Genomic DNA, 24,227 nt, shown 5'->3' with positions numbered 1-24,227 from the left:
GAGCCCGGAAACGCGGACGGGCGCCGCTCCCGGTCGGCATCAGCCTCGGGGAGCGGCGCCCGTCGTCAGGCGGCAGCAGCGTCAGTCCGCCATCGGCAGGTACACCCGGTTGCCGTGTTCCGCGAACTCGGCGGACTTCTCGGCCATGCCGGCCAGGGCCTCGGCGTCGAAGTCGCTCGCGACGGCCGTCGAGCCGTCGCCGTGCTCGTCGCGGATCTTCTGGCTGATCTTCATCGAGCAGAACTTCGGCCCGCACATCGAGCAGAAGTGCGCGGTCTTGGCCGGCTCGGCGGGCAGCGTCTCGTCGTGGAACGCGCGGGCGGTCTCCGGGTCGAGGGCCAGGTTGAACTGGTCCTCCCAGCGGAACTCGAAGCGGGCGTCGGAGAGCGCGTCGTCCCACTCCTGGGCGCCGGCGTGGCCCTTGGCCAGGTCGGCCGCGTGGGCCGCGATCTTGTAGGTGATGACGCCGGTCTTGACGTCGTCGCGGTTGGGCAGGCCCAGGTGCTCCTTGGGCGTGACGTAGCAGAGCATCGCGGTGCCCCACCAGGCGATCATCGCGGCGCCGATGCCGGAGGTGATGTGGTCGTAGCCGGGCGCGACGTCGGTGGTCAGCGGGCCGAGCGTGTAGAACGGCGCCTCGTCGCAGATCTCCTTCTGGAGATCCATGTTCTCCTTGATCTTGTTCATCGGGACGTGCCCCGGGCCCTCGATCATCACCTGCACGTCGCGCTCGCGGGCGATCCGGCCGAGCTCACCGAGCGTCTGCAGCTCGGCGAACTGCGCCTCGTCGTTGGCGTCCGCGATCGAGCCCGGGCGCAGGCCGTCGCCGAGCGAGAAGGTCACGTCGTAGGCGCGCAGGATGTCGCAGAGTTCCTCGAAGTTGGTGTAGAGGAAGTTCTCCTGATGGTGCGCCAGGCACCAGGCGGCCATGATCGAGCCGCCGCGCGAGACGATGCCGGTCTTGCGCCGGGCGGTCATCGGCACGTAGCGCAGCAGCACGCCGGCGTGCACGGTCATGTAGTCGACGCCCTGCTCGCACTGCTCGATGATGGTGTCGCGGTAGACCTCCCAGCTCAGCTCCTCGGCCTTGCCGTCGACCTTCTCCAGTGCCTGGTAGAGCGGCACGGTGCCGATCGGGACCGGGGAGTTGCGCAGGATCCACTCGCGGGTGGTGTGGATGTTGCGGCCGGTGGAGAGGTCCATGACCGTGTCGGCGCCCCAGCGGGTCGCCCAGGTCATCTTCTCCACCTCCTCCTCGATGGACGAAGTGACCGCCGAGTTGCCGATGTTGGCGTTGATCTTCACCAGGAAGTTGGTGCCGATGATGGCCGGCTCGACCTCGGGGTGGTTGATGTTCAGCGGGATGACCGCCCGGCCGCGGGCCACCTCGTCCCGCACGAAGGACGCCTCCAGGCCCTCGCGCAGCGCGATGAACTCCATCTCCGGCGTGATCACCCCGCGCTTGGCGTAAGCGAGTTGGGTGACCGCGACACCGTCGCGGGCGCGCAGCGGGCGGCGCGGCCGGCCGGGGAAGACGGCGTCCAGGTTGCGCAGGTTGCCGCCGCGCGGGGCGGTGTGCTTGATCCCGTCGTCCTCGGGGCGAGCCTCGCGGCCGTCGTACTCCTCGACGTCGCCGCGCTGGCGGATCCACGGGTCGCGCAGCGCGGGCAGGCCGCGGCGCACGTCGGGCTCGTACGCGGCGTCGGTGTACGGGCCGGAGGTGTCGTACAGCGGGACGGTCTTCCCGTTGGTGAGCTGCACCTCGCGGTACGGGACGCGCAGGTCGGGGCGGGAACCCTCGCGGTACGCCTTGCGCCAGGCCGGGGTCGGGTAGCCGGTCGCGGCGCTGGTCACCCCGGCACCCGCGGCACCGGCACCGGTCGCGTTCTCGTCGGCGCCCGGACGTGCGTCATTGCTGGAAACGGTCATCAGACCCTCTACTCCCTACGCCGGCATTACCCGGTCAGGTTCCTGCGGTCGGCGCAGCGGCCGGTACGCGATGATCCGCGGGTACCGTTCAGCGCCCTCTCAGCCCGGTGCTCCGAGCTCCCGTTGGGCAGGCGGAGTTGCCTGCCCGAAGACGCCCTCACGGTAGCGGGCCGCCCGGCGACGGTCCAGAGGGGGTCCACCGACCGGGCCGGTGCCCCGCCGGGCAGGCGATCTGCCGCCGCACCGGCCTATGGCGCCAACCGGCCACTGCGGCAGACTGGACGGCATCGAACGAGGCGCGTTCAGGCGCCCGGGGCAGAGGGGGCGCACGGCGATGATCGGGTACACGGGGCGGGTCACCGGACGGGTCGGAGCAGGGCTGGTCGGTGAGGTACTCGTGCATGTTCCGGAGCGTCAGGGCACCGAGGCCTTCCTGGCCTACCAGGCCGTACCAGGCGATCCGCTGCCGGTCGGCACGGCCGTCGTGGTGGTCGAATACCAGCCACCGCGCACGGTCTACGTGGCCCCGGTCCTCGGCTGACCGCACCGGGGGCGGCGGGCCCGCGACACCGGCGGCCGACCGTCGCGGCCGGGGCGGAAGACGCACACTTCGTCACCTCCGGAAACCGGTACCGGAAACCGGCTCGAACGACACACCACCCCCGGCTTCCCAAGCGATGAGGAAGAGGCGCAGAATCTCCACTCGTCACCGCGTTCCGCGCCATCCTGCACAACCGAGCGCAGCCACGGAACCGGTGCGGCCCGAAGGGGGAATCAGCCGATGCTTTACGGCATCGCAGGCGGCGCAGCCGCTGCAGTCATCATCGTGGTCATCCTGTTCAAACTCTGCTGGCGGGTCGCCGAGCCGAACGAGGCCCTGATCATCTCCGGCTCCAAGCACCGTGCCGAAGGCGGCGGTGAGGGCCTCGGCTTCCGGATCGTCACCGGCCGCGGCACGCTCGTGACGCCGGGCATCCAGACCGTCCGCAAGCTCTCGCTCGACCTCAACGAGGCCGACCTGGACGTCGAGTGCGTCACCCGCCAAGGCATCCCGGTGCAGGTCAAGGGCGTGGTGATCTTCAAGGTCGGCGACGACGCGACCTCCATCGCGAACGCCGCCCGCCGTTTCCTGGACCAGCAGAAGATGATGGGCCAGCGCGTGCACAACGTCTTCGCCGGCCATCTGCGCTCGATCGTCGGCGGTCTGACCGTCGAGGAGATGATCCGCGACCGCGAGCGGCTGACCGGGGAGACCCGGGCGGCCTCCGGCTCCGAGATGGAGAAGCTCGGTCTGATCATCGACTCGCTGCAGATCCAGGAGATCCTGGACCCGACCGGCTACATCAAGAACCTGGCCGCCCCGCACGCCGCCGCGGTCCAGCGCGACGCCCGGATCGCGGCCGCCTCCGCGGACCGCGAGGCCACCGAGGCGGAGCAGGAGGCGCTCGCCCGCAAGGCCGAGGCGACCCGCAACTCCGGTATCCAGCAGGCCGGCTACCAGGCCGAGATGGACACCGCGGCGGCCCGCGCGCTGCAGGCCGGACCGCTCGCCCAGGCCGCCTCCCGGCAGGAGGTCGTGGTCCAGGAGACCAAGGTCGCCGAGCTGGAGGGCCACCGCAAGGAGCAGCAGCTGCAGGCCGAGGTCCGCAAGCCGGCCGACGCCCGCGCGTACGAGACCCGGACGAAGGCCGAGGCCGACCGCGACGCCCGGATCTCGGCCGCCGAGGCCCAGGCCCGGGAGACCGAGCTGCGGGCCGGCGCCGAGGCGAACCGGGTGAAGATCGCCGCCATCGCCGAGGCCGAGGCCACCAAGGCGCGCGGTCTGGCCGCCGCCGAGGCGACCAAGGCGACCGGTCAGGCCGAGGCCGCGGCGGCCGAGGCGAAGGGTCTGGCCACCGCCGAGGCGGCCCGCGCGCTCGGTCTGGCCGAGGCCGAGGCGATCAAGGCCCGCGCAGCGGCGCTGGCCGAGAACCAGGAGGCCGTGGTCGCCCAGCAGCTCGCCGAGAACTGGCCGGAGATCGTCCGGGCCGGCGCGGAGGCCTTCGGCAACGTCGAGCACATGGTGCTGCTCAACGGCGCCGAGGGCATGGGCGAGATGTTCGCCAAGGCACTGACCATGGGCGGCACCGGGCTGGGGCTGGCGCGCCAGCTGCTCGGCTCGATGAACGGCACCGAGGACGCCGCGGCGGCGAAGAAGCCCGCCGCACCGCAGTCCGCGGCGGCGAAGCCCGCCGTGCAGTCGATCCCGGTCCAGGGTGAGGCCGCCGAGCAGAACTGATCCGGCACAGCACAGCCGCAGCACAGCCGCAGCACAGCACAGCCGCAGGCCGTCGGGGCCAGGGAGAAAAACAAAAGAGGGGGGGGGGGGCAAAAGAACAGAAAGACCAAGGAGGGAGAAAGGGGTGGGGGAGAATAAAAACAAAAGTAACGGGTTACCCCCCCCCCCCCGACGCCGTACGACACCGCACGACACCGCACGACACCGCACGACGCCGTGCAACGCCGAGCGCCCGCCACCTGCACGGAGCAGGGGGCGGGCGCCGGAGCGGAGGGCGGGCGGGCCGTCAGCTCTTGGCGGCCTTCTTCACCAGGATCACCACGGCGGCCGCGATACCGACCACCACCAGTGCCTTCACGGCGAAGCCGACCAGCGCGGCGACCACGCCGAAGACGAAGCCGATCACGTTGAACGCGATGATCAGCACGATGATCGGGACGACGATGTTGCGCACCCACGACGGCAGCGACTTCCAGAGCTCGGCCATGTCCGTTCCTTCTCTCCCCTTCGGGGCGGCTTCGCTGCCGTATCCCGTCCGCTTTCGGTACTTCGATCGTACGAGGGCCACGAGGGCGAAACGAGAGATCCGGCCCCGGAGAGAACCCGGAGAGAACCCTGAGGCAACGGAAGGGCCCCACCTCGGGGTTGTCCCCGGGGGCGCGGCATTCCGGGCCGCCGGCAGAGCCGTGCGGGCGGCCTAGACCGGCCAGCTCTCGCCCCGCCAGGCCGCGTCCCAGAACATCCACTCGTACCGCGAGGTGGTCACGAAGTGCTCGGTCACCCGGCGCCGCTCGGCCGCCGACAGCTCCTCGCCGAGCCGGTCGGTGAGCGCGAGCACCCGGCGCACCACGGACTGGAACGCCTCGTCCCCGTAGACCCCGATCCACTTCGCGTAGAGCGGGCCGGGGGAGGACTTCGCCAGCAGCTGCTCGCCGACCCGGGCGTAGATCCAGTAGCAGGGCAGCACCGCGGCGACCGCCTCGGCGAACGAGCCGCCGTAGACGGTCGCGAGCAGGTAGCTGGTGTACGCCTGGGTGGTCGGCAGCACCGGTTCGGCGGCGGCCTCGTCGGCGGTCGAGCCGAAGGCGCCCAGGAACTCCGCGTGCATGCCCTGCTCGGCGGCGAGCGCGCCGATCGCGTCGTCGGCGAAGGCCCGCACCTCGGCCTCGCCCGGCGCCTTGGCGGCGCAGACGGCCAGCGCCCGCGCGTAGTCGCGCAGGTAGTGCGAGTCCTGGACGACGAAGTGGCGGAACGCCGCGCGCGGCAGCGTCCCGTCGGTCAGGCCGGCCAGGAACGGGTGGTCGAGGATCGCGGCGTAGACCGGCTCGATCGCGGCCCACAGTTCCTCGGTCAGCGTCGGCGCCGCGGGCGGGTTCTGGGTCTGGGTCATGGCCCCGACCCTACGTCGGCCGCCTGCACCGCTCGGCGGGCCGGTTCCGGGCGCGCGGTTCAGGCCTCGGGCGGCGAGAAGACGACCAGCACCCGCAGTTCCTCGGTGATGTGGTGGAACCGGTGCGGCACCCCGGCCGGCACATACGCGACGGTGCCCCGGCCGACCGTGGTGGTCTCGTCGCCGATGGTCAGATAGGCCCGGCCGCTGATCACCTGGTAGATCTCGTCCTGCTCGTGCGCGCTCTGGGTGTCGGTGTCGCCGGGGCCGAGCGCGTACAGGCCGGCCGACATGTGGCGCTCCTTGAGGAACCGCAGGTACGCACCGTCGTTGGCGGCCCGCTCCGCGTCCAGCTCGTCCAGCCGGAAGACCTTCATCGCTCTCGCTCCCCTCGCACTGCCACCCCGCATTCAACACCCTGCCGGACAACATCCACCCGCGGGCGCTTCCGCCGACCGTCCGGGCCTGCGACGATGCGGGCCATGAAGCACTTCGTCCTCAAGACCCTCATCAACGCGGCGGCCATCTGGGTGGCGGCCTGGCTGGTCAACGGAATCACCCTGTCGAGCGGCGACTTCCAGCACAAGGCGCTCACCGTGGTACTGGTCGCCCTGGTCTTCGGGGTGGTGAACTGGCTGGTCAAGCCGCTGGTGAAGCTCTTCTCGTTCCCGCTCTTCATCCTCACGCTCGGCCTGATCACCTTCGTGGTCAACGCGCTGATGCTCTGGCTGACCTCCTTCGCCTCGGACCGGCTGCAGCTGGACTTCCACGTCGAGGGCTTCCTGCCGGCGCTCTTCGGCGCACTGATCATCAGCCTGGTCTCCTGGGGCCTGCACCTGGCCCTCGGCGACGACTAGGCCTGGCCGGGGCCTGGCCGAACCGACGGACCGGCCAGGTCAGCCCGGGTTGCCGCAGCCGCGGCTGAGGATCACGGCGAGCTGCGCCTCCAGCGCGCCCGCCGCGCACTCCCGGCCCACCGGCACCAGCCGGTCGGCCCGGGCCAGGAAGGCGAGCAGTGGCGGTGCGGCCGCGCGCAGCAGCGCGCCGCCCTCCGGCGCGCGCAGCCGCAGGTAGATCTCCGACGCCTCCGAGTCCGCCGGGTAGACCCGCACGTCGCCCTCGCCGCTCGGGGCACTGATCCCGTCGAGCAGCAGCTGCCGGGCGAAGACCCAGCGGACCGGCGCGTCCCCGGGCAGGTGGAAGGTCAGCCGGACCGCGTACGGATCGGCCGGGTCGTACTCCAGATCGGCCACCAGAGCGGCGGCGAGTTCGGGGGAGAGCACCAGACTCATCGCCATCCGGCCCCTGAGTGTGCTGAGCATGCCGGAACCCGGCCTTCCTCTTCGTCCGTCTGTACGAGTTTCGGCTCCGGCGCAGCGCGGGAGACTCCCGCACAACGCCTGGTCCGGGCCGACCGGACCTTCCGGAGGTGACCGCGGTGCCGTCCGCCCTGTCCCCCACGACCACCACACCGACCACAGCGACCACCACGCCGGGCGCACCCGGCGCTCCGGCCGCCCCGAGCGCGCGGGTCGCGCCGGTCGCGCCGACCCCGCACCCGCGCCCGGTGGTGAAGCGCACCGCGCGCGCCATCCTGCTCGACCTGCCCGCCGACGACCCGCACGCCCGGGCCGAGCTGGTCGTCATCAAACGCACCCGCCCCGGCGCCAACCCGTACTGGATCACGCCCGGCGGCGGCGTCGAGCCGAGCGACCGCACGGTGACCGACGCGCTGCACCGCGAGGTGGACGAGGAGCTCGGCGGCAAGGTGGTCGATGTGGTGCCGGCCTTCGTCGACACCGTCGCGCACGCGCACCACGAGGACGGCACGCTGCTCCACCCGCACGGGGTCAAGGTGCAGCACTTCTTCGTCTGCCGGCTCGCCTCGCTGGACCCCGGGCGCCGGCACGGCCCCGAGGTGGACGAGCCGCGAGGCGAGTACGAGATCGTCCGGCTGCCGTTCACCCGCGAGGGCGTGACCGCGGTGAACCTGGTGCCGCCCACCCTGCGCGCCTACCTGGCCGCCAACATCGAGGGCGTCCGCGCACTGCTCGCGCCCGACCTCGGCTGACCCGCCCCGGGCTGACCCCACCCGGCCCGACCCGACCGACCGCGCCCGCCGGGCCTCATCCGGCGTCCGGCAGGTCGTGGTGGATGTCCTCGGCGCGCACGCCGGAACGGGCCAGCGCGCCGGCGGCCCGGCGCACCATCGCGGCCGGGCCGCTCAGGTACGCCCGGTGACCGTCCCACGGGCCGAGCTGGGTGACCACGTCGGAGAGCAGCCCTGGCAGCACCGCCCCCGGCTGCACCCTCTCCTGGGACACCACCGGCCGCACCGAGAGCCACGGGTGCCGCTGCGCCAGCTGCTGCAGGGCCGGCAGCTCGTAGAGGTCGGCGCGCTGCCGGGCGCCGTAGAAGACCTGCATCCGGCGGCCGCCCGCGCCGTGCGCGGCCACCTCCTCGGCCAGCGCGGCGATCGGCGCGATCCCGGTGCCGCCGCCGAGGCAGAGCAGATCCGCCGGGTCCGTGTGGTCGGCCACCATGCTGCCGGCCGCCGGACCGAGCCGCAGCACGTCGCCGGGCCGGGCCCGGCGGACCAGCGCGCTGCTCACCCAGCCGGTCTGCAGGGCCCTGACGTGGAAGGTCAGCAGGCCGTCGGGCCGGGGCGCGGTGGCGAACGAGAAGTGCCGCCAGACCCGCGGCCACCAGGGCGTCTCCAGCGTGGCGTACTGGCCGGCCCGGTACGGGTACCGCTGGTCCGGGCGGACGGTGATCACCGCGACGTCCCGCCCGTAGACCTGGTGCGAGACCACCTCGGCCTGCCACCAGGGCGGCGAGGTGCGGGCCGCGCCCTCGGCCGCGCCGATCATGATCGACGAGATCAGCCCGTACGCGCGGCGCCAGGCCAGCTCGGTCTCGGCGTCCCAGCGGCTGCCCGCGTACCTGGCGAGCGCGGCCAGCAGGCACTCGCCGACCGGCCCGTAGTGACCGGCCAGCGTGCCGTACTTGCGGTGGCCCTGGCCCAGCCGGGTCAGGTACTCGGTCAGTCCGGCGGGGTCGTCGGCGCTGCGCGCGGCCAGCAGCAGCGCGCGGAAGAGCCGGTCGCGCTGGACGTCCATGGCGGCCGGGAAGAGCGAGCGGATCTCCGGGTGGTGCAGGAAGATCAGCGCGTAGAAGTGCGCGGTGGCGCGGTCGGCGACCGGTTCGACCACCGCCAGGGTGGCCCGGATCAGCTCGATGTCACGCGCGGTCGGCGCCTCGGCGGCGGCCGCCGGAGCGGCGGACGGGGCGGGCGGCGGACCGGCCGGTGACAGCTGACCGAGCGGGCCGGGGTGCCCGCCGAGCGTCTCGGTGGCCCATGCCTGGCTCCACTGGTCGCCGGGGCCGGCCCAGTTGAGGCCGGGCGCCCAGCGGAAGAGCGGCTCGATGGCCGGCGATCCGGTGGCCCGGTGCTCGGGCAGGTGCTCGGGCCGGCGCACCGGGAGCTGCTCGGGGACGGGCTGCCCGCTCGCCGGCCGCTCGATGACGGGGTGCTCGATGACGGGGTACTCGACGGCCGGGGGATCCGGGACGGCGGGAGCCACCAGAGCCGCCGGGATCGACGGCGGTTCGGTCGGCATCGGGGGCACCACCGGCGCTTCGGGCCGGCCGGCCATCCCCGGCACGGCGGCCGCTGCGGCCGAGCCACGCCCGGAGCGGACCAGCAGCGCGGGGAGCGACTTCATCACAGCCTGACGGGTACTCAAGAGAATCGTTTCGCCTCCGGTCGTCCCTGCAACGCCTTCAGCAGACTCGCACGCCCAAACAGCTCATCCGACAAATCCCGCATATGCCGGACGGACGCCGCCGTCACACGCTAAGCTCATCTGCTTTGCGCACGACGACGGCGTCCGCCGTTGCCTGTTTTCAGATATGACGACAGGTCAGAGCTGCCGCACCAACGTCCCCGGCCGCTCCAGGCAGTCCGCGACGAACCGCAGGAACCCGCCCGCGGTGCCGCCGTCACAGACCCGGTGGTCGAAGGTGAACGACAGCTGGGTGACCTGACGGACCGCCAGCTCGCCCTCGTGCACCCACGGCTTGGCCACGATCCGGCCGACCCCGAGCATCGCCGCCTCCGGGTGGTTGAGGATCGGCGTCGAGCCGTCCACCCCGAAGACACCGTAGTTGTTCAACGTGAAGGTGCCACCGGTCAGTTCGGCCGGCTTGAGGGTGCCCGCCCGGGCGGCGGCGGTCAGCCGGGCCAGCTCGGCCCCAAGCTGCTCGGTGGAGAGCAGCTGCGCGTCCCGGACCACCGGGACCACCAGCCCGCGGTCACTCTGCGCCGCGAACCCCAGGTGCACCGCGGCGTGCCGGCGCAGCGCGGCGGGTGCGCCGTTCGCATCCAGGTCGACGCTCGCGTTGAGCTCGGGATGCCGGGCCAGCGCGGCCACGCTGATCCGGGCCAGCAGCGCGAGCAGCGAGACCTTGGGACCGTCCGCCTGGTTCATCTGCGCCCGCAGCGCGAGCAGTTCGGTGGCATCGGCGTCCACCCAGCAGGTGGCGGCGGGGATCTCGTGGTGGCTGCGGGTCAACTTCTCGGCCACTGTGCGGCGCAGACCGCGCAGCGGGACGACCTCGTCGCCCGCCGCCACGACCGGCACGGGCACCGGCACCGCGACGGGTGCGGGAGCGGGAGCGGCCGCCGTCTGGATCGCCCGCTCCACGTCGGCCCGCATGATCAGGCCGTCGGGGCCGCTGCCGGTCAGCGCCGCCAGCTCCACCCCGTGGTCCCGGGCCAGCCGGCGGACCAGCGGCGAGATCACGGCCACGACCGCCGCAGCGGCGACCGGAACAGCGACCGGCACGGCCACGGGAGCCACCGGAGCGACAGGCGCGGCAGGCACGACGGGCGCGGCCGGAGCCACGACGGACGCCGCGCCCACCCGGCGCCGTCGCGAGCCCTTCGCACCCTCGGCGACCCCGTACCCGACCAGCGGGCGCTCGTTCTGCACCGGAGCGTCCGGCACGACCGTCCCCGGCTCCGGCGCGACCGCGACCGTCACCAGCGGCTGTCCGACCGCCCGTTCCTCGCCCACCTCGCCGAACCGCGCGGTGACCACCCCGCCGTACGGGCAGGGCACCTCCACCATCGCCTTGGCAGTCTCCACCTCCACCACCGGCTGGTCGACGGCGATCACGTCACCGACCTCGACCAGCCAGCGCACCACCTCGGCCCCGGTCAGGCCCTCGCCCAGGTCGGGCAGCGTGAACTCGCGCACGATCGGCATCACGCTCACTCCTCCCACTGGAGCTGCGAGACCGCGTCCAGGATCCGGTCCACCCCGGGCAGGTGGTGGTGCTCCAGCATCGGCGGCGGGAACGGGATGTCGAACCCGGTCACCCGCTTCACCGGTGCGGCCAGGTGGTGGAAGCACCGCTCCGTGACGCGAGCGGCGATCTCCGCGCCGACCCCGCCGAAGCCGGTGGACTCGTGCACCACGACCGCGCGGCCGACCGAGCGGACCACCTCGCAGACCGTCGCGTCGTCGAACGGCACCAGGCTGCGCAGGTCCAGCACCGCGAGGTCCCAGCCCTCGCTCTTCGCCGCCTCGGCCGCCTCCAGGCAGACCGGCAGCGAGGGGCCGTACGTGATCAGCACCGCCGAGCGCCCCGGACGGCGCAGCACAGCCCGGCCGATCGGCTCGACGCCGGCCGCGGTGTCCAGCTCGGCCTTGGACCAGTAGAGCCGCTTCGGCTCCAGGAAGACCACCGGGTCGTCGGAGGCGATCGACTCGCGCAGCAGCCCGTACGCGTCGGCCACCGTGGCCGGGGTGACCACGTGCAGGCCGGGGGTGTTCGCGTAGTACGCCTCGGAGGAGTCGCTGTGGTGCTCGACCCCGCCGATCCCGCCGCCGTACGGCACCCGCACGGTGATCGGCAGCGCCATCTTCCCTGCCGTCCGGTTGCGCATCTTGGCGACGTGCGAGACGAGTTGCTCCATCGCCGGGTAGGCGAACGCGTCGAACTGCATCTCGACGACCGGGCGCAGCCCGTACATCGCCATGCCGACCGCGGTGCCCAGGATCCCGGCCTCGGCGAGCGGGGTGTCCAGGCAGCGGTCCGCGCCGAACTCGGCGGTCAGGCCGTCGGTGATCCGGAAGACGCCGCCGAGCGAGCCGACGTCCTCGCCCAGCAGGTGCACCGCCGGGTCCTCGCGCATCGCGTCGCGCAGCGCCGCGTTCAGCGCCTGCGCCATCGTCGACGTACGCGTCGACGCACCAGCCGTTGCCACAGCGCTCACCGATTCTCCTCCGCAGCCAGCTCGGCTGCCAACTGCTCTGCCTGCTCCCGGAGTTGCGGGGTCGGCTCGGCGTAGACATGGGCAAAGAGGGAGGCCGGGTCGAGCACCGGCTCGGCGTGGAACTCGGCCCGCATCCGGGCCGCCAGCGCCTCGGCCTCGTCGGTCGCCTGCGCCGCCACCGCGTCGTCCAGCAGGCCGAGCCCGCGCAACTCGCGCTCCAGCAGCAGGATCGGGTCGTGCTGCTGCCAGGCCGCGACCTCGTCCGCCACCCGGTAGCGGGTCGCGTCGTCGGCGTTGGTGTGCGCGTCCACCCGGTAGGTGAGCGCCTCGATCAGGGTCGGGCCGCCGCCGCTGCGGGCCCGCTCGACGGCCTCGGAGAGCACCGCGTGCACGGCCGGCGCGTCGTTGCCGTCCACCAGCCGGCCCGGCATGCCGTAGCCGACCGCCTTGTGCGCCAGGCTCGGCGCGGCGGACTGCCGGGTGAGCGGCACCGAGATCGCGTAGCCGTTGTTCTGCACCAGGAAGACCACCGGCGCCTTCAGCACCGCGGCGAAGTTCAGCGCCTCGTGGAAGTCGCCCTCGGAGGTGCCGCCGTCGCCCAGCATGGCCAGCGCCACCACCTGCTCGCCGCGCAGCCGGGCGGCGTGCGCGAGGCCGACCGCGTGCGGGGCCTGGGTGGCGAGCGGGGTGCAGAGCGGGGCGGTGCGGGTGGCCAGCGGGTCGTAGCCGGTGTGCGCGTTGCCGCGCAGCAGCGTGAGCGCCTCCAGCGGGTCCACCCCGCGGCCGACCACGGCGAGCGTGTCGCGGTAGCTCGGGAAGAGCCAGTCCCGCTCGGCGAGCACCGTGCCGACGGCGACCTGGCAGGCCTCCTGGCCGGTGGAGGACGGGTAGACGGCGAGCCGGCCCTGCTTGGTGAGGGTGGTCGCCTGCTGGTTGTAGCGGCGGCCGACGACGAGTCGGCGGTAGAGCTCCAGCAGCAGGGCCGGGTCGTACTTCTCCAGCTCGGGGGTGCCGAGTACGCGGACCGGAGTCGAGTCCGGCAGGAGGGGCGCGGGGTCGGTCCGGAGCTCGGTCGCTCCGGGCAGCCAGCCTGGGACCGGCGCGGTGGGCCGGTGGTCGAGGACGGTCATCGGGCACCTCCAAGGGGTGGGGAGGGCGGGCGCTGTGGGGGCCAGCGGGACTGCCTACGGGACTGCCTGAGGGGATTGCCTCCCAACCGATTGTTCGGTTGTCTATTCATTGTGGCCACAGTCACGTGAAGGTGCTGGACAATCGGTCGTCAGAGCGGTCGAGTGGAAGCAGCACGTCCATCTTGGGAGGCTCGGGGGACATGGGCACTGAACAAATGGCCGGACATGGCATGACCCCGGCGCAGCCGGCATCGCAGTCCACGGCGCAGTCGGGGTCACCGTCGGCACCGCAGCCGGCCTCGCTGTCGGCCGGTCCGAGCCAGAGCCCCGAGCGCGGCCTGGACCGGGTCGACCGGTCGATCCTGCGGCTGCTCCAGCAGGACGGCCGGGCCTCGGTCCGCTCGGTCGCCGAGCGGGTGCACGTGTCGCGGGCCAACGCCTACGCCCGGATCGCCCGGATGATGGAGGACGGGGTGATCCGCGGCTTCACCGCCCGGATCGACCACGAGCGGGCCGGGCAGAGCGCCTCGGCCTACGTCACCCTGAAGATCGTGCAGAACTCCTGGCGGACCGTGCGCGAGCAGCTGCTCGACCTGCCAGGCGTCGCGCACATCGCGCTGGTCGGCGGCGAGTTCGACGTGCTGATGCTGGTGCACACGGCCGACAACCGGGCGCTGCGCGAGCTGGTGCTGGGCAGCATCCAGAGCATCCCGCAGGTGCTGGCGACCCAGACGCTGCTCGTCTTCGAGGAGACCGACCGGGTACCGCCCGCCTGAGCCGCCCGGCCCGGCCCACCCGGATGTCCGCGGTCGATCGCCGCGCAGCGGTCGATCAGACGCACCGGCCGATCAGACGCACCGGCCGATCAGGCGCAGCGGCCGATCAGGCGCGCAGCCCGTCGAAGGCGAGCCGGACCACCGCGTCCGGCACCCCGTCGGCCCCGGCGGCGCCCGGGCGGTACCACTCCACGATCGAGTTGATCATGCCGAACAGCAGCCGGGTAGCCAGCCGCGGCTCCACCTCACCGCGCAGCTCACCGGCCGCGACGGCCTCCCGGACCAGCTCGGCGACCCGGTGGTCGAAGTCCCGCCGGCGCTCCAGCGCCCACAGCTCGGTCCCGGTGTTGCCGCGCACCCGCAGCAGCAGCGTGACGTACGGCAGCTCGTCGAGCAGCACCTCGGTGGTCCGCCGCACCACGTGCTCCAGCCGGTCCACCGGCCGGCCCTCGACCGCGGCCGGCTCGTCCAGGATCCCGAACAGCCCGTCCAGCGCCCGGCCCACCGCGAGCCGCAGCAGCTCCTCCTTGCCGCGCACGTGGTGGTAGATCGAGGACTTGGAGATCCCGGCGGCCCGCGACAGGTCCTCCATCGAGGTGCCGTCGTAGCCGCGCTCGTTGAAGACCTGCACGGTCACCGCGAGCAGCGAGTCGACGGTGTAGGTGGTGCGGATCGGTGAGTCGGCCATGCCTCTGAGTATCCCCGTAGCCACCGCCGTCCCGAACGCCGCCCCCGCCCGCCGAGGACCCACCACAGGACCCGCCGCAGCACCCACCGCGGAACCTCTATCGCCCCGACCGATCGTTCGGTTACGCTGTGGTACGTCACCCAGTCCTCCCTTACCGAGGAGCGCCGAATGGCCGCCGTCGACGAACTGATCGAGCGTCACCAGAGCACCCTTGACCAAGCCCTGGCCGCCATCGCCACCCGGGACTACTGGACGCCGTACCCGGAGTTCCCCAAGGCGTACGGCGAGAGCGGGCCGGCCGACGGCCTGGCCGCCTTCGAGGCGCTCAAGGGCGCCCCGTTCGCCCTGCCCGGCCAGCCGACCAGCGGCGAGCTCGCCGGCACCGAGGTCTCCCCGTACGGCCCTGAGCTGGGCATCTCCTACCCGCGCAGCGAGCCGGCCGCGCTGCTGGCCGCCGCCAAGGAGGCCGCCGGCTCCTGGGCCGCCGCCGGCCCGGCCGCGCGCGCCGCGGTCTGCCTGGAGATCCTGGCCCGGATCAACGCCCGCTCGCACGAGATGGCCCAGGCCGTCATGCACACCACCGGCCAGGCCTACGGGATGGCCTTCCAGGCCGGCGGCCCGCACGCGCAGGACCGCGGCCTGGAGGCGGTGGCCTACGCCTACGCCGAGCAGACCAAGCTGCCCGCGACCGCGCCCTGGACCAAGCCGCAGGGCAAGCGCGACCCGCTGGTGCTGAGCAAGGAGTCGATCGTGGTGCCGCGCGGCACCGCCCTGGTGGTCGGCTGCAACACCTTCCCGACCTGGAACGGCTACCCCGGCCTGTTCGCCTCGCTGGCCACCGGCAACCCGGTGATCGTCAAGCCGCACCCGCGCGCCGTGCTGCCGCTCGCGCTGACCGTGCGGATCGCCCGCGAGGTGCTCACCGAGGCCGGCTTCGACGCGAACGTCGTCACGCTGGCCGCCGAGCGCGACCGCGAGGGCGTCGCCAAGGTGCTGGCCGAGCACCCGGACGTGCGGATCATCGACTACACCGGTGGCGCCGCGTTCGGCAACTGGCTGGAGGAGAACGCCCGGCAGGCCCTGGTCTACACCGAGAAGTCCGGCGTCAACGCCGTGGTCATCGACTCCACCGACGACTACAAGGGGATGCTGAACAACCTCGCCTTCGCGCTCTCGCTCTACACCGGCCAGATGTGCACCACCCCGCAGAACGTGCTGATCCCGCGCACCGGCGTGGAGACCGACCAGGGCCTGAAGTCCTACGACGAGGTGGTCGCCGACCTGGCCCGCTCGATCGAGGGCCTGCTCTCCGACGACGCCCGCGCCGCCGCGATCCTCGGCGCCGTGGTCAACCCGGACGTGCTGCAGCGCAGCGCGGCCGCGGCCGGCGGCGAGTACGGCGACCTGGCGCTCGCGCCGCGGGTGGTGGAGTCGCCCGAGTTCCCCGGCGCCACGATCCGCACGCCCGCGCTGGTCAAGGTCGAGGCGCACAAGCCGGACGACCGTGCGGTCTTCCTCACCGAGTGCTTCGGCCCGGTCTACTTCGCGGTCGCGGTGGACTCCACGGCAGACGCGGTCAAGCTGCTCCGGGAGAGCGTCGCCGAGCACGGCGCGATGACCGCGACCGGCTACACCACCGTGCCCGAGGTGGAGCAGGAGCTGGTCCGCGCCTGCCTGGACAGCGGGGTCTCGCTCTCGCTGAACCTGACCGGCGGCGTCTACCCGAACCAGACCTCGGCCTTCTCCGACCTGCACGGCACCGGCGCCAACCCGGCCGCCAACTCCGCCTACACCGACGCCGCGTTCGTCGCGAGCCGGTTCCGCGTGGTCCAGGTGCGCCGTCCGGCCTGATCCTCCGTCACCGCCCGACGCGACGTCGGGCCCATGAATCGCGGTCCGCCCGGCTCGAGGAACCCCACTCGCCGGGCGGACCGTCGCATTCCCGTTCGACGCGCACATGCCCCCATCGTGTGAACCGGATTCCCAGCGCCCGACCCGCCCGCGATGATGGGTATCCAGGAGGGAGCCGCGTTCCGCTCCGCTCCTGCGCGGCAACCGAGGAACCGGGAGAGGCAGATGACCGACCAGGTGACCGAATCCGATGTGGTGATCGTCGGCGCCGGCCCGACCGGCCTGCTGATGGCGGGCGATCTGGCCTCGGCGGGGCTGCGGGTGACCGTGCTGGAGAAGCGCGCCACGGAGTGCAACCTGACCCGGGCCTTCGCCGTGCACGCCCGCACCCTGGAGCAGTTGGACGCCCGCGGGCTCGCCGACGAGCTGATCACCACCGGCGCCGCGGTCGGCGAACTGCGGCTGTTCGGGCGGCTGCGGATCGACCTGACCCGGCTGCCCACCCGGTTCCCGTTCGTGCTGATCACCCCGCAGTCACACACCGAACGACTGCTGCACGAGCGCGCGGTGAAGGCCGGCGCGCTGCTGCTGCGCGACCACCGGCTGACCGGCCTGCGCCAGGACGCCGACGGCGTCACGCTGGAGGCGACCACCGCCCAGGGCCCCGCGGTCTTCCGGGCGCGCTACGCGGTCGCCACCGACGGGGTGCACAGCACCGTCCGCGAACTGCTCGGCATCCCGTTCCCGGGCGCGTCGGTGGTCAGCTCGGTGCTGCTCGCCGACGTCCGGCTGGAGCGGGCGCCGCAGGACGTGCTGACCGCGGCCGCGACCGCCGACGGCTTCTGCTTCATGGCCCCCTTCGGCGACGGCTGGTACCGCCTGATCGCCTGGGACCGGACCCGGCAGCTGCCGGACGACGCCCCGGTCGAACTGACCGAGATCGCCGACATCGCGCGGCGCACCCTGGGCGTCGACTACGGCCTGTACGAGGCCCGTTGGATGTCCCGGTTCCACAGCGACGAGCGCCAGGTGCCGCGCTACCGGGACGACCGGGTGCTGCTCGCCGGGGACGCCGCGCACTGCCACTCGCCGGCCGGCGGCCAGGGCATGAACACCGGCCTGCAGGACGCCGCCAACCTGAGCTGGAAGCTCGCCGCCGTGCTGAACGGCCACGCACCCGCCGCCCTGCTGGACAGCTACCAGGAGGAGCGGCACCCGGTCGGCCGGCAGGTGGTGCGCTTCTCCGGCGCGCTGCTGCGGCTCGCGCTGGCCCGGACCTCGGCGCTGCGCGCCGCCCGCACGGTGCTCGGCACGGTGGCCCACTCCGCGCAGCCGCTGATCGGCGAGGCCGCCCGGGTCGTCTCCGGCATCGGCTTCGGCTACCCGGCGCCGCGCGGCTCGCACCCGCTGGCCGGGCGCCGGGTGCCGGATCTGCGGCTCGCGGTGGACCGCCCCGGCGCCCCGGGCCGGCTCTACGAGGCCCTGCGCTCCGGGAAGTTCGTCCTGGTCAGCACCGACGAGCGGGCGCCGGGCGCACCGTTCAGCGGTCTGGAGCCGGCCGTCGCCGAGCCCTGGGCCGACCGGCTGGTGCTCGCCGCGCCGGCCGACCCGCACGGCAAGCTGCGCTCCACCGTGCTGCTGGTCCGCCCGGACGGCTACGCGGCCTGGGCGGCCGCCGACCCGAGCCGCGGCGAGCTGCGCACGGCGCTGACCGAGTGGCTCGGCACGCCGGGCGACGACAGGCCCTCGGACCCGTCCGAGCGGAGCTGACGCCTGCTCACACCAACCCCGGCCGGCGCCCCCGGGCCCGGACTCCCGCCACGGGAGTCCGGGCCCGTTTTATTCACTGTATGAAATAACCTCCATTCAGTTCACAATCCGGGCATTCACACTTGACTGTTATTTGGCTCCCCATTACCTGAACTTGGGTCAATTCCCAGGAAATTTCTGGGAACGTTCACCCAAGCGTTTTCGACCCCGGAACGCTTGAGCCCTTACCGGTCCCCTGGCCGGTCGGAGGAGGAGCCCGTGCGTCCCCGCCCCCTCGCCCTCGCAGCCGCGATAGCCCTGCTGCCGCTCACCGTCGCCTCGATGGGTGTGACCGCTGCCCAGGCCGCGACCCCGAACGTCTCGGCGCCGCGCGTCTCGCTGCCGAGCACGGTCACCCCCGCGGTCGCCCACTCGGAGAAGAAGGGCGACGTCCCCGCCGCCCAGCAGCTCTCGGTGGCCGTCGGCCTCAAGCTGCGCAACGCCGCCGAGCTGGACCAGTTCCTGGCCGACGTCGCCAACCCGAAGTCGCCGCTGTACGGGCACTACCTGACGCCCGCCCAGTTCACCGACCGGTTCGCGCCGACCCAGGCCGATGTCGCGCACGTCGTCGCCTACCTGAAGCAGCACGGCCTGACCACCTCGGTGAGCGCCAACCGCCAGGTGATCGACGTCCAGGGCAGCTCGGACCAGATCTCCGCCGCGTTCGGCACGCACGAGAGCGCCTACTTCGACGCCGACCAGCAGAAGAACTTCTTCGCGAACGACAACGCGGCCTCGCTGCCGGCCGACATCGCCAACCTGGTGGTGGGCCTGGGCGGTCTGAGCGACCACACGGTGCGCACCACCCACCTCGCGAAGCCGAACACCACCCCGAACGCCACCCCGCAGGGTTACGGCCCGGGCCAGTACGACGGCGCCTACAACCTCAACAAGGTCGGCACGGACGGCACCGGCGTGAAGGTCGCGCTCTGGGAGTTCGACGGCTACAGCTCCACCAACCTCACCACGTACGACAAGCAGTACGGTCTGACCGGCCCGGCCGTCAGCACCGTCTCGGTGGACGGCGCCAACTACAACAGCAAGCCGGGCCAGGGCCAGGGCGAGGTCGAGCTGGACAGCGAGATCGTCCGCGGCGTCGCGCCCAAGGCGCAGCAGCTCGTCTACGAGGCCCCGAACACCGACCAGGGCGAGATCGACATGGCCGCCAAGATCGTGGCGGACAACCAGGCCTCGGTCATCTCGATCTCCTGGGGCTCCTGCGAGCCCGACACCGTCGCCTCGGTGATGAACACGGTCGCGAACTCGATGAAGCAGGCCGCCGCCCAGGGCATCTCGGCCTTCTCGGCCTCCGGTGACGACGGCTCGCGCGACTGCACCCGCTCGACCAGCGGCGCGAACGTCCAGGCGGTCGACTACCCGGCCTCCGACCCGAACGTGACCGGCGTCGGTGGCACCAACCTCCAGGTCTCCGGCAACGGCTACTCCTCGGAGAGCGCCTGGAGCACCGCCGGCGGTGGCGTCTCCACCCAGTTCGCCAAGCCGAGCTGGCAGACCGGCACCGGCGTCTCGGGCTCGATGCGCACGGTTCCCGACGTCTCCTCGAACGCCGACCCGAACAGCGGCTTCGCGATCTACACCCAGGGCACCAGCTCCGCCGGCTGGCAGGTCTACGGTGGCACCAGCGCCGCCGCCCCGCTCTGGTCCGGCTACGCCGCGCTCTTCAACCAGAAGGCCGCCGCCGCCACCAAGCCGAACCTCGGCCAGGCCAACCCGGCGCTCTACCAGGTCGCGAACAGCGCGAGCTACTCCAGCGCGTTCCACGACGTGACCACCGGCGCCAACCAGGACTTCAACGCCGGCACCGGCTACGACCAGGTCACCGGCTGGGGCTCCCCGGTCGCCGACGCGCTGACCACCGCGCTGCTCGGCGGCGGCGGCAGCACCACGCCCGGCAACACCGTCGCGGTCACCAACCCCGGCGCCCAGAAGGCCACCGTCAACGCCGCCGTCTCGCTCCAGCTGGCCGGCACCGACTCCGCCACCGGCCAGACGCTGAGCTACTCGGCCACCGGCCTGCCGGCCGGCCTGTCGATCTCCACCAGCGGCCTGATCTCCGGCACCCCGACCGCGGCCGGCACCTCCTCGGTGACCGTCACCGCCACGGACTCGACCGGCGCCACCGGCAGCACCACCTTCACCCTCACGGTGGCGGCCGCCAGCTCCTGCACCCCGGCCCAGCTGCTCGGCAACGGCGACTTCGAGACCGGCTCGGCCGCTCCGTGGACCGCCTCCTCCGGCGTCATCAACGGCGACACCGGCTCCGAGCCGGCCCACTCGGGCAACTACGACGCCTGGCTGGACGGCTACGGCGGCTCGCACACCGACAAGCTCTCGCAGACCGTCACCATCCCGGCCGGCTGCTCCGCGAGCTTCAGCTTCTGGCTGCACGTGGACACCGCCAAGACCAGCAGCACCGCGGCCGACAAGCTCACCGTCGCGGCCAACGGCAAGACCCTGACCACGTTCTCGAACCTGGACGCGGCCGACGGCTACGTGCAGCACACGATCGACCTGTCCGCCTACGCCGGCCAGACGGTCACGCTGCAGTTCACCGGTGTGGAGAACTCCTCCTCGGCGCAGACCAGCTTCGTCCTCGACGACGCGGCCGTGAACGTCAGCTGACGATCCATCTGACGTTGTGCACTCGTTGTACGCCTGGGACTGAGCGTCATTATCCGGTAGCGCACCGACACCGAAATCCGAGAAATCCCAGGTAGTGAGACATCCCGCCGGTATCGGGCCCGTGCCCGATACCGGCGGGATTGTTGCATTCTCGTTTCGTGCGTTTGCAGATCCGGACAAGTCACGTGAAAGTAATTTGTCGTGACCACTGTCATACCCCCCGCCAGATGACGTAGCCTCTGCTCCGTGCGTAAGGTTCCTCCAGTTCGCTGATGCCCCCCACACCGCATCAGACGAACCGGTCCCGCCGAAATCGGCAGGTGGGGAAGGTTTATCCGCATGGGCTCGCAATACCCGCAGAACGCCGGACATCTCCGGTTGGTCGAGCATCAACCGGCGACTTCGGTGGTGCTCCGTACCCAACCGGTCGAAACGGCAACCGTTCGACCATCCCTTCCATCAGTCTGTCCCGACACCGCCGCCGCAGTCGGTGTCGCCCTCACGTCCGCCACCGGTTTCGCCGAGACCCTGCACCAGGCGATCGAGGCCAGCGGCCTCAGTCTCGACCGGATCCGCACCGAACTCGCCCGACAGGGCATCAGAGTCAGTGTGACAACGCTGAGTTACTGGCGGCGCGGGCGCAGTCAGCCCGAGCGGGCCTCCTCGGTGCGCGCCGTCGCGCTGCTGGAGGAGCTGCTGGTGCTGCCCGGCGGCGCGCTCTCCAGCCTGCTCGGCCCGCCACGGCCGCGTGGCCGCTGGGTGGCCAACGCCGTCCCGGACAGCCCCGACAGCCTGCCGCTGGCCGAGATCTGGCCGGAGGAGCAGCGGATCGCCGACGTCTTCGAGGAGCTGGACGCACCGCCGATCGGCGAGCTCGAACGGCTCAGCATCCACGACGCCTACTACGTGGACGGGCAGCGGCGCGGCCGGATGTTGAGGATGCGTCAGGTGGTCCGGGCCACGGTCGGCGGCGTCTCGCGCTGCCTGGTCGTGCACAAGGCCGACGACGGCACGGACGGCTGCCCGGAGATCACCTCGGTCCGGCACGCCCGGCTCGGCCGGGTCCGCCGGCGTCCCGAGATCGGCCTGCTGGTCGCCGAGCTGCTGCTGGACCGGCCGCTCGGCCAGGGCGACTCGACGGTCTTCGAGTACGAGGTGGAGATCCCGCCGGGCGGCCCGACCACGGTCTACGGGCGCCGCTTCGCCGTGCCGGTCCGCGAGTACGTGCTGCAGGTGCACTTCGAGCCGACGGCCGTCCCCGCGCACTGCGAGCGCTACGAGCGCGACCCCGGCGCGGAGACCGACCGGGTCAGGCAGGGCGTCTGGATCGGCGCCTCGGCCAGCGCACACGTGCTGGTCACCGAGCAGCCGCCGGGGCAGACCGGCATCCGCTGGGAGTGGGACTAGGAGCGGGAGCAGGGACCACGGACTCGGCACTGCCCGGTCGGCCTTTCCGGACAGCACTGCCCACCAGGCAAGACGGCCGGCCGGGCGATCACGGTCGCGGCTAGGGTGCTCGGTAACCCTCGACCCCGGCTGGAGCTTCGTCATGTCCCGATCGCGACCACACCCCCTGCACGTCCTGCACGCCAGCGGTGTGGCGTGCGGCGCACTGCTCCTGCTGGTCTGGGTCGGCGTGCTGCTCGGCGAGCCGCTGCTGATCCCGCCGATCGCGGCCAGCGCCGCGCTGGTGTACGGAGCGCCCGGGCTGCCGATCTCGCAGCCGCGCAACGTGGTCGTCGGACAGCTGCTCTCGGCGGTGATCGGCTTTGCGGTGCTGGCCGTGACCGGGCGCACGCCCTGGGGCGCGGCGCTGGCCGCCGGGCTCGCGCTCGGCGCGATGCTGGTCACCCACCTGTCGCACTCCCCGGCCGCCGCGACGGCGCTGCTGGTGGTGCTGCAGGGCCCGCACGCGGTGACCTTCCTGCCGCTGCTGCTGCTCGCCACCGGGCTGCTGGTCGCGATCGGGGCGCTGGCCAGCCGGATCTTCCGCCAGCCGGTGCGCTACCCGGTCTCCTGGTGACAGGATCGGTCGGCAACGACTCGTAGGGGGACGCATGAGCGCGGGACACACGAACACGGTGGACAACGGCACGGTGGACAGCGGCACGGTGGAACTGCGGCCGATCGGCCACGTCAGCGGCGGCCGGATCGAGCCGGTCGACGACGACTGGGGCGGCGAGACGGCGGTGATCCGGCTCGACCCCGAGCAGTTCACCCCGCAGGCACTGCTCGGCCTGGACGCCTTCAGCCACCTGGAGGTGGTCTTCCACTTCCACCGGGTGCCGGAGGCGAAGATCGAGACCACCGCCCGGCGCCCGCGCGGCAACCCGGACTGGCCCGAGGTCGGCATCTTCGCCCAGCGCGGCAAGAACCGCCCGAACCGGCTGGGCGTCTCGCGCTGCCGGCTGCTCGCGGTGGACGGCCTGGACGTCCGGGTGCAGGGGCTGGACGCGGTGGACGGCACCCCGGTGCTCGACCTCAAGCCGTGGCTGGCCGAGTTCGGCCCGCTCGGCGAGACCGAGCAGCCGCAGTGGGCCACCGAGCTGATGCGGCAGTACTACTAGGCCGGTCCGGTACTACCAGGGCCTGTCCGGTCCCACCCGCCGTTTATGTGCCACCCACCTCTCATGTGAGGGTGGGGGCATGACTGACCACGATGCCCCCACCGAGGCGCTGCGTCGCTGGCGGGCGGCGGCCGAGCTGCCCGGGATGCTGCTGATCGACGGCTTCCACGCGCTCAAGCACACCCTGCGGTTCGGCGGCGAGGTCCGCCAGGTGCTCACCAGCGACCCGGCCGGCCTGGCGAAGCTGGCTGGCGAGCTCGCGCCGGACGTCGCGGCGGCCGTCACCACGGCCGCCGTCGAGGTCCCGGCCGCCGCGCTGCGCGAACTCCTCCCGCGCCCGCACCCGACCGGGGTCGCCGCGCTCGCGCTGCGACCGGATCCGCAGGACGTGCTGGCGCGGCTGCGCGCGCAGCCGCGGACGGCGCCGGTGGTGGTGCTGGACAACCCGCGCAACCTGGGCAACATCGGCGCGGTGGTGCGGCTCGCCGCCGGCTTCGGCGCCACCGGCGTGGTCACCACCGGCGACGTGGACCCGTGGCACCCGAACGTGGTCCGGGCCGGTGCCGGGCTGCACTTCGCGACCGCCGTCGCCCGGCTGGCGCCCGATCAGTTGCCGGCCGGCCCGATCTACGTGCTGGACCCGGAGGGCGCCGACATCCGCTCGGTACGGCTGCCGGACGACGCGCTGCTCGTCTTCGGCTCCGAGCGGCACGGCGTCTCGGCCGAGCTGCGGGACCGGGCCGACGCGCTGCTCGCGATCCCGATGCGACCGCAGGTCTCCAGCTTCAACCTGGCCACCTCGGTCGGCATGGGCCTGTTCCACTGGATGTCGCAGTCGGACGTCACCCCGCGCTGACCGAGCCGTCACCCGGTCGGCCCGGAC

22 protein-coding genes are annotated in these 24,227 nt (G+C 72.6%); 12 read left to right on the top strand and 10 right to left on the bottom strand.

Annotated features, from left to right (window positions below):
- Positions 1 to 81 precede the first annotated feature (81 nt).
- Positions 82 to 1,929 (bottom strand): phosphomethylpyrimidine synthase ThiC, encoded by a 1,848-nt coding sequence (gene thiC / locus AC060L_RS03665; RefSeq protein WP_483796923.1) that lies wholly within the window; start codon positions 1,927 to 1,929, stop codon positions 82 to 84.
- A gap of 334 nt (positions 1,930 to 2,263) precedes the next feature.
- Between thiC and AC060L_RS03660 the strand changes: the two genes are divergently transcribed.
- Together AC060L_RS03660 and AC060L_RS03655 are read left to right on the top strand one after the other, a co-directional pair.
- Positions 2,264 to 2,470 (top strand): hypothetical protein, encoded by a 207-nt coding sequence (locus tag AC060L_RS03660; protein WP_483796922.1) that lies wholly within the window; start codon positions 2,264 to 2,266, stop codon positions 2,468 to 2,470.
- A 240-nt stretch (positions 2,471 to 2,710) separates the two neighbouring features.
- Entirely contained in the window at positions 2,711 to 4,207 is a 1,497-nt protein-coding gene (locus tag AC060L_RS03655; RefSeq protein WP_483796921.1) for an SPFH domain-containing protein, read from the top strand.
- Positions 4,208 to 4,493: 286 nt separating this feature from the next.
- On the opposite strand, the gene AC060L_RS03650 is transcribed toward AC060L_RS03655, so the two are convergent.
- The 3 genes from AC060L_RS03650 to AC060L_RS03640 all read right to left on the bottom strand — a co-directional run bounded on the left by AC060L_RS03650 (position 4,494) and on the right by AC060L_RS03640 (position 5,974).
- The gene (locus AC060L_RS03650; protein WP_483796920.1) at positions 4,494 to 4,694 is read right to left on the bottom strand and encodes a DUF5326 family protein; all 201 of its coding nucleotides are present in this window, start codon (positions 4,692 to 4,694) and stop codon (positions 4,494 to 4,496) included.
- A 210-nt stretch (positions 4,695 to 4,904) separates the two neighbouring features.
- On the bottom strand, positions 4,905 to 5,597 hold the full coding sequence (gene tenA / locus AC060L_RS03645; RefSeq protein WP_483796919.1) for a thiaminase II: 693 nt from the start codon (positions 5,595 to 5,597) through the stop codon (positions 4,905 to 4,907).
- A gap of 59 nt (positions 5,598 to 5,656) precedes the next feature.
- Positions 5,657 to 5,974 carry a cupin domain-containing protein gene (locus AC060L_RS03640; RefSeq protein WP_483796918.1) on the bottom strand — a complete coding sequence of 106 codons (318 nt, stop codon included), beginning with the start codon at positions 5,972 to 5,974 and terminating at the stop codon, positions 5,657 to 5,659.
- A gap of 105 nt (positions 5,975 to 6,079) precedes the next feature.
- Here AC060L_RS03640 and AC060L_RS03635 point away from each other — a divergent pair, with 105 nt between their 5' ends.
- On the top strand, positions 6,080 to 6,454 hold the full coding sequence (locus AC060L_RS03635; protein WP_483796917.1) for a phage holin family protein: 375 nt from the start codon (positions 6,080 to 6,082) through the stop codon (positions 6,452 to 6,454).
- 39 nt (positions 6,455 to 6,493) lie between these two features.
- On the opposite strand, the gene AC060L_RS03630 is transcribed toward AC060L_RS03635, so the two are convergent.
- Positions 6,494 to 6,919 (bottom strand): SsgA family sporulation/cell division regulator, encoded by a 426-nt coding sequence (locus AC060L_RS03630; protein ID WP_483796916.1) that lies wholly within the window; start codon positions 6,917 to 6,919, stop codon positions 6,494 to 6,496.
- A 245-nt stretch (positions 6,920 to 7,164) separates the two neighbouring features.
- Here AC060L_RS03630 and AC060L_RS03625 point away from each other — a divergent pair, with 245 nt between their 5' ends.
- A complete protein-coding gene (locus AC060L_RS03625; RefSeq protein WP_483797058.1) occupies positions 7,165 to 7,668 on the top strand; it encodes an NUDIX domain-containing protein in 504 nt (167 codons plus the stop codon).
- A 55-nt stretch (positions 7,669 to 7,723) separates the two neighbouring features.
- Here AC060L_RS03625 and AC060L_RS03620 read toward each other — a convergent pair whose 3' ends face one another.
- The 4 genes from AC060L_RS03620 to pdhA form a co-directional block, all read right to left on the bottom strand.
- Positions 7,724 to 9,343 (bottom strand): globin domain-containing protein, encoded by a 1,620-nt coding sequence (locus tag AC060L_RS03620; protein ID WP_483796915.1) that lies wholly within the window; start codon positions 9,341 to 9,343, stop codon positions 7,724 to 7,726.
- Between the two features lie 177 nt (positions 9,344 to 9,520).
- Positions 9,521 to 10,867 carry a dihydrolipoamide acetyltransferase family protein gene (locus AC060L_RS03615; protein WP_483796914.1) on the bottom strand — a complete coding sequence of 449 codons (1,347 nt, stop codon included), beginning with the start codon at positions 10,865 to 10,867 and terminating at the stop codon, positions 9,521 to 9,523.
- Between the two features lie 5 nt (positions 10,868 to 10,872).
- A complete protein-coding gene (locus AC060L_RS03610) occupies positions 10,873 to 11,835 on the bottom strand; it encodes an alpha-ketoacid dehydrogenase subunit beta (protein WP_483797057.1) in 963 nt (320 codons plus the stop codon).
- A 41-nt stretch (positions 11,836 to 11,876) separates the two neighbouring features.
- A complete protein-coding gene (gene pdhA, locus AC060L_RS03605) occupies positions 11,877 to 13,010 on the bottom strand; it encodes a pyruvate dehydrogenase (acetyl-transferring) E1 component subunit alpha (RefSeq protein ID WP_483796913.1) in 1,134 nt (377 codons plus the stop codon).
- Between the two features lie 200 nt (positions 13,011 to 13,210).
- Here pdhA and AC060L_RS03600 point away from each other — a divergent pair, with 200 nt between their 5' ends.
- Positions 13,211 to 13,786, top strand: a complete 576-nt coding sequence (locus AC060L_RS03600; RefSeq protein WP_483796911.1) for an Lrp/AsnC family transcriptional regulator — start codon at positions 13,211 to 13,213, stop codon at positions 13,784 to 13,786.
- 106 nt (positions 13,787 to 13,892) lie between these two features.
- Here AC060L_RS03600 and AC060L_RS03595 read toward each other — a convergent pair whose 3' ends face one another.
- Positions 13,893 to 14,474 (bottom strand): TetR/AcrR family transcriptional regulator, encoded by a 582-nt coding sequence (locus tag AC060L_RS03595; RefSeq protein ID WP_483796910.1) that lies wholly within the window; start codon positions 14,472 to 14,474, stop codon positions 13,893 to 13,895.
- A gap of 168 nt (positions 14,475 to 14,642) precedes the next feature.
- Here AC060L_RS03595 and paaN point away from each other — a divergent pair, with 168 nt between their 5' ends.
- The 7 genes from paaN to AC060L_RS03560 all read left to right on the top strand — a co-directional run bounded on the left by paaN (position 14,643) and on the right by AC060L_RS03560 (position 24,200).
- Entirely contained in the window at positions 14,643 to 16,325 is a 1,683-nt protein-coding gene (paaN, locus tag AC060L_RS03590) for a phenylacetic acid degradation protein PaaN (protein WP_483796908.1), read from the top strand.
- Between the two features lie 225 nt (positions 16,326 to 16,550).
- The gene (locus AC060L_RS03585) at positions 16,551 to 18,095 is read left to right on the top strand and encodes an FAD-dependent monooxygenase (RefSeq protein WP_483796907.1); all 1,545 of its coding nucleotides are present in this window, start codon (positions 16,551 to 16,553) and stop codon (positions 18,093 to 18,095) included.
- Between the two features lie 258 nt (positions 18,096 to 18,353).
- On the top strand, positions 18,354 to 20,777 hold the full coding sequence (locus tag AC060L_RS03580; protein ID WP_483796906.1) for a protease pro-enzyme activation domain-containing protein: 2,424 nt from the start codon (positions 18,354 to 18,356) through the stop codon (positions 20,775 to 20,777).
- 609 nt (positions 20,778 to 21,386) lie between these two features.
- The gene (locus AC060L_RS03575; RefSeq protein ID WP_483796905.1) at positions 21,387 to 22,184 is read left to right on the top strand and encodes a hypothetical protein; all 798 of its coding nucleotides are present in this window, start codon (positions 21,387 to 21,389) and stop codon (positions 22,182 to 22,184) included.
- Positions 22,185 to 22,326: 142 nt separating this feature from the next.
- On the top strand, positions 22,327 to 22,800 hold the full coding sequence (locus AC060L_RS03570; protein ID WP_483796904.1) for an HPP family protein: 474 nt from the start codon (positions 22,327 to 22,329) through the stop codon (positions 22,798 to 22,800).
- Between the two features lie 34 nt (positions 22,801 to 22,834).
- Positions 22,835 to 23,344, top strand: coding sequence for an SAM-dependent methyltransferase (locus AC060L_RS03565; RefSeq protein ID WP_483796903.1), 510 nt, complete (start codon positions 22,835 to 22,837; stop codon positions 23,342 to 23,344).
- Between the two features lie 79 nt (positions 23,345 to 23,423).
- On the top strand, positions 23,424 to 24,200 hold the full coding sequence (locus tag AC060L_RS03560; protein ID WP_483796902.1) for a TrmH family RNA methyltransferase: 777 nt from the start codon (positions 23,424 to 23,426) through the stop codon (positions 24,198 to 24,200).
- The last annotated feature ends 27 nt before the right edge of the window (positions 24,201 to 24,227 follow it).

Source organism: Kitasatospora sp. NEAU-69, assembly GCF_057158765.1.
Note: the sequence above shows the minus strand (reverse complement) of the source record. Positions and strands in the feature narration are given on the sequence as shown.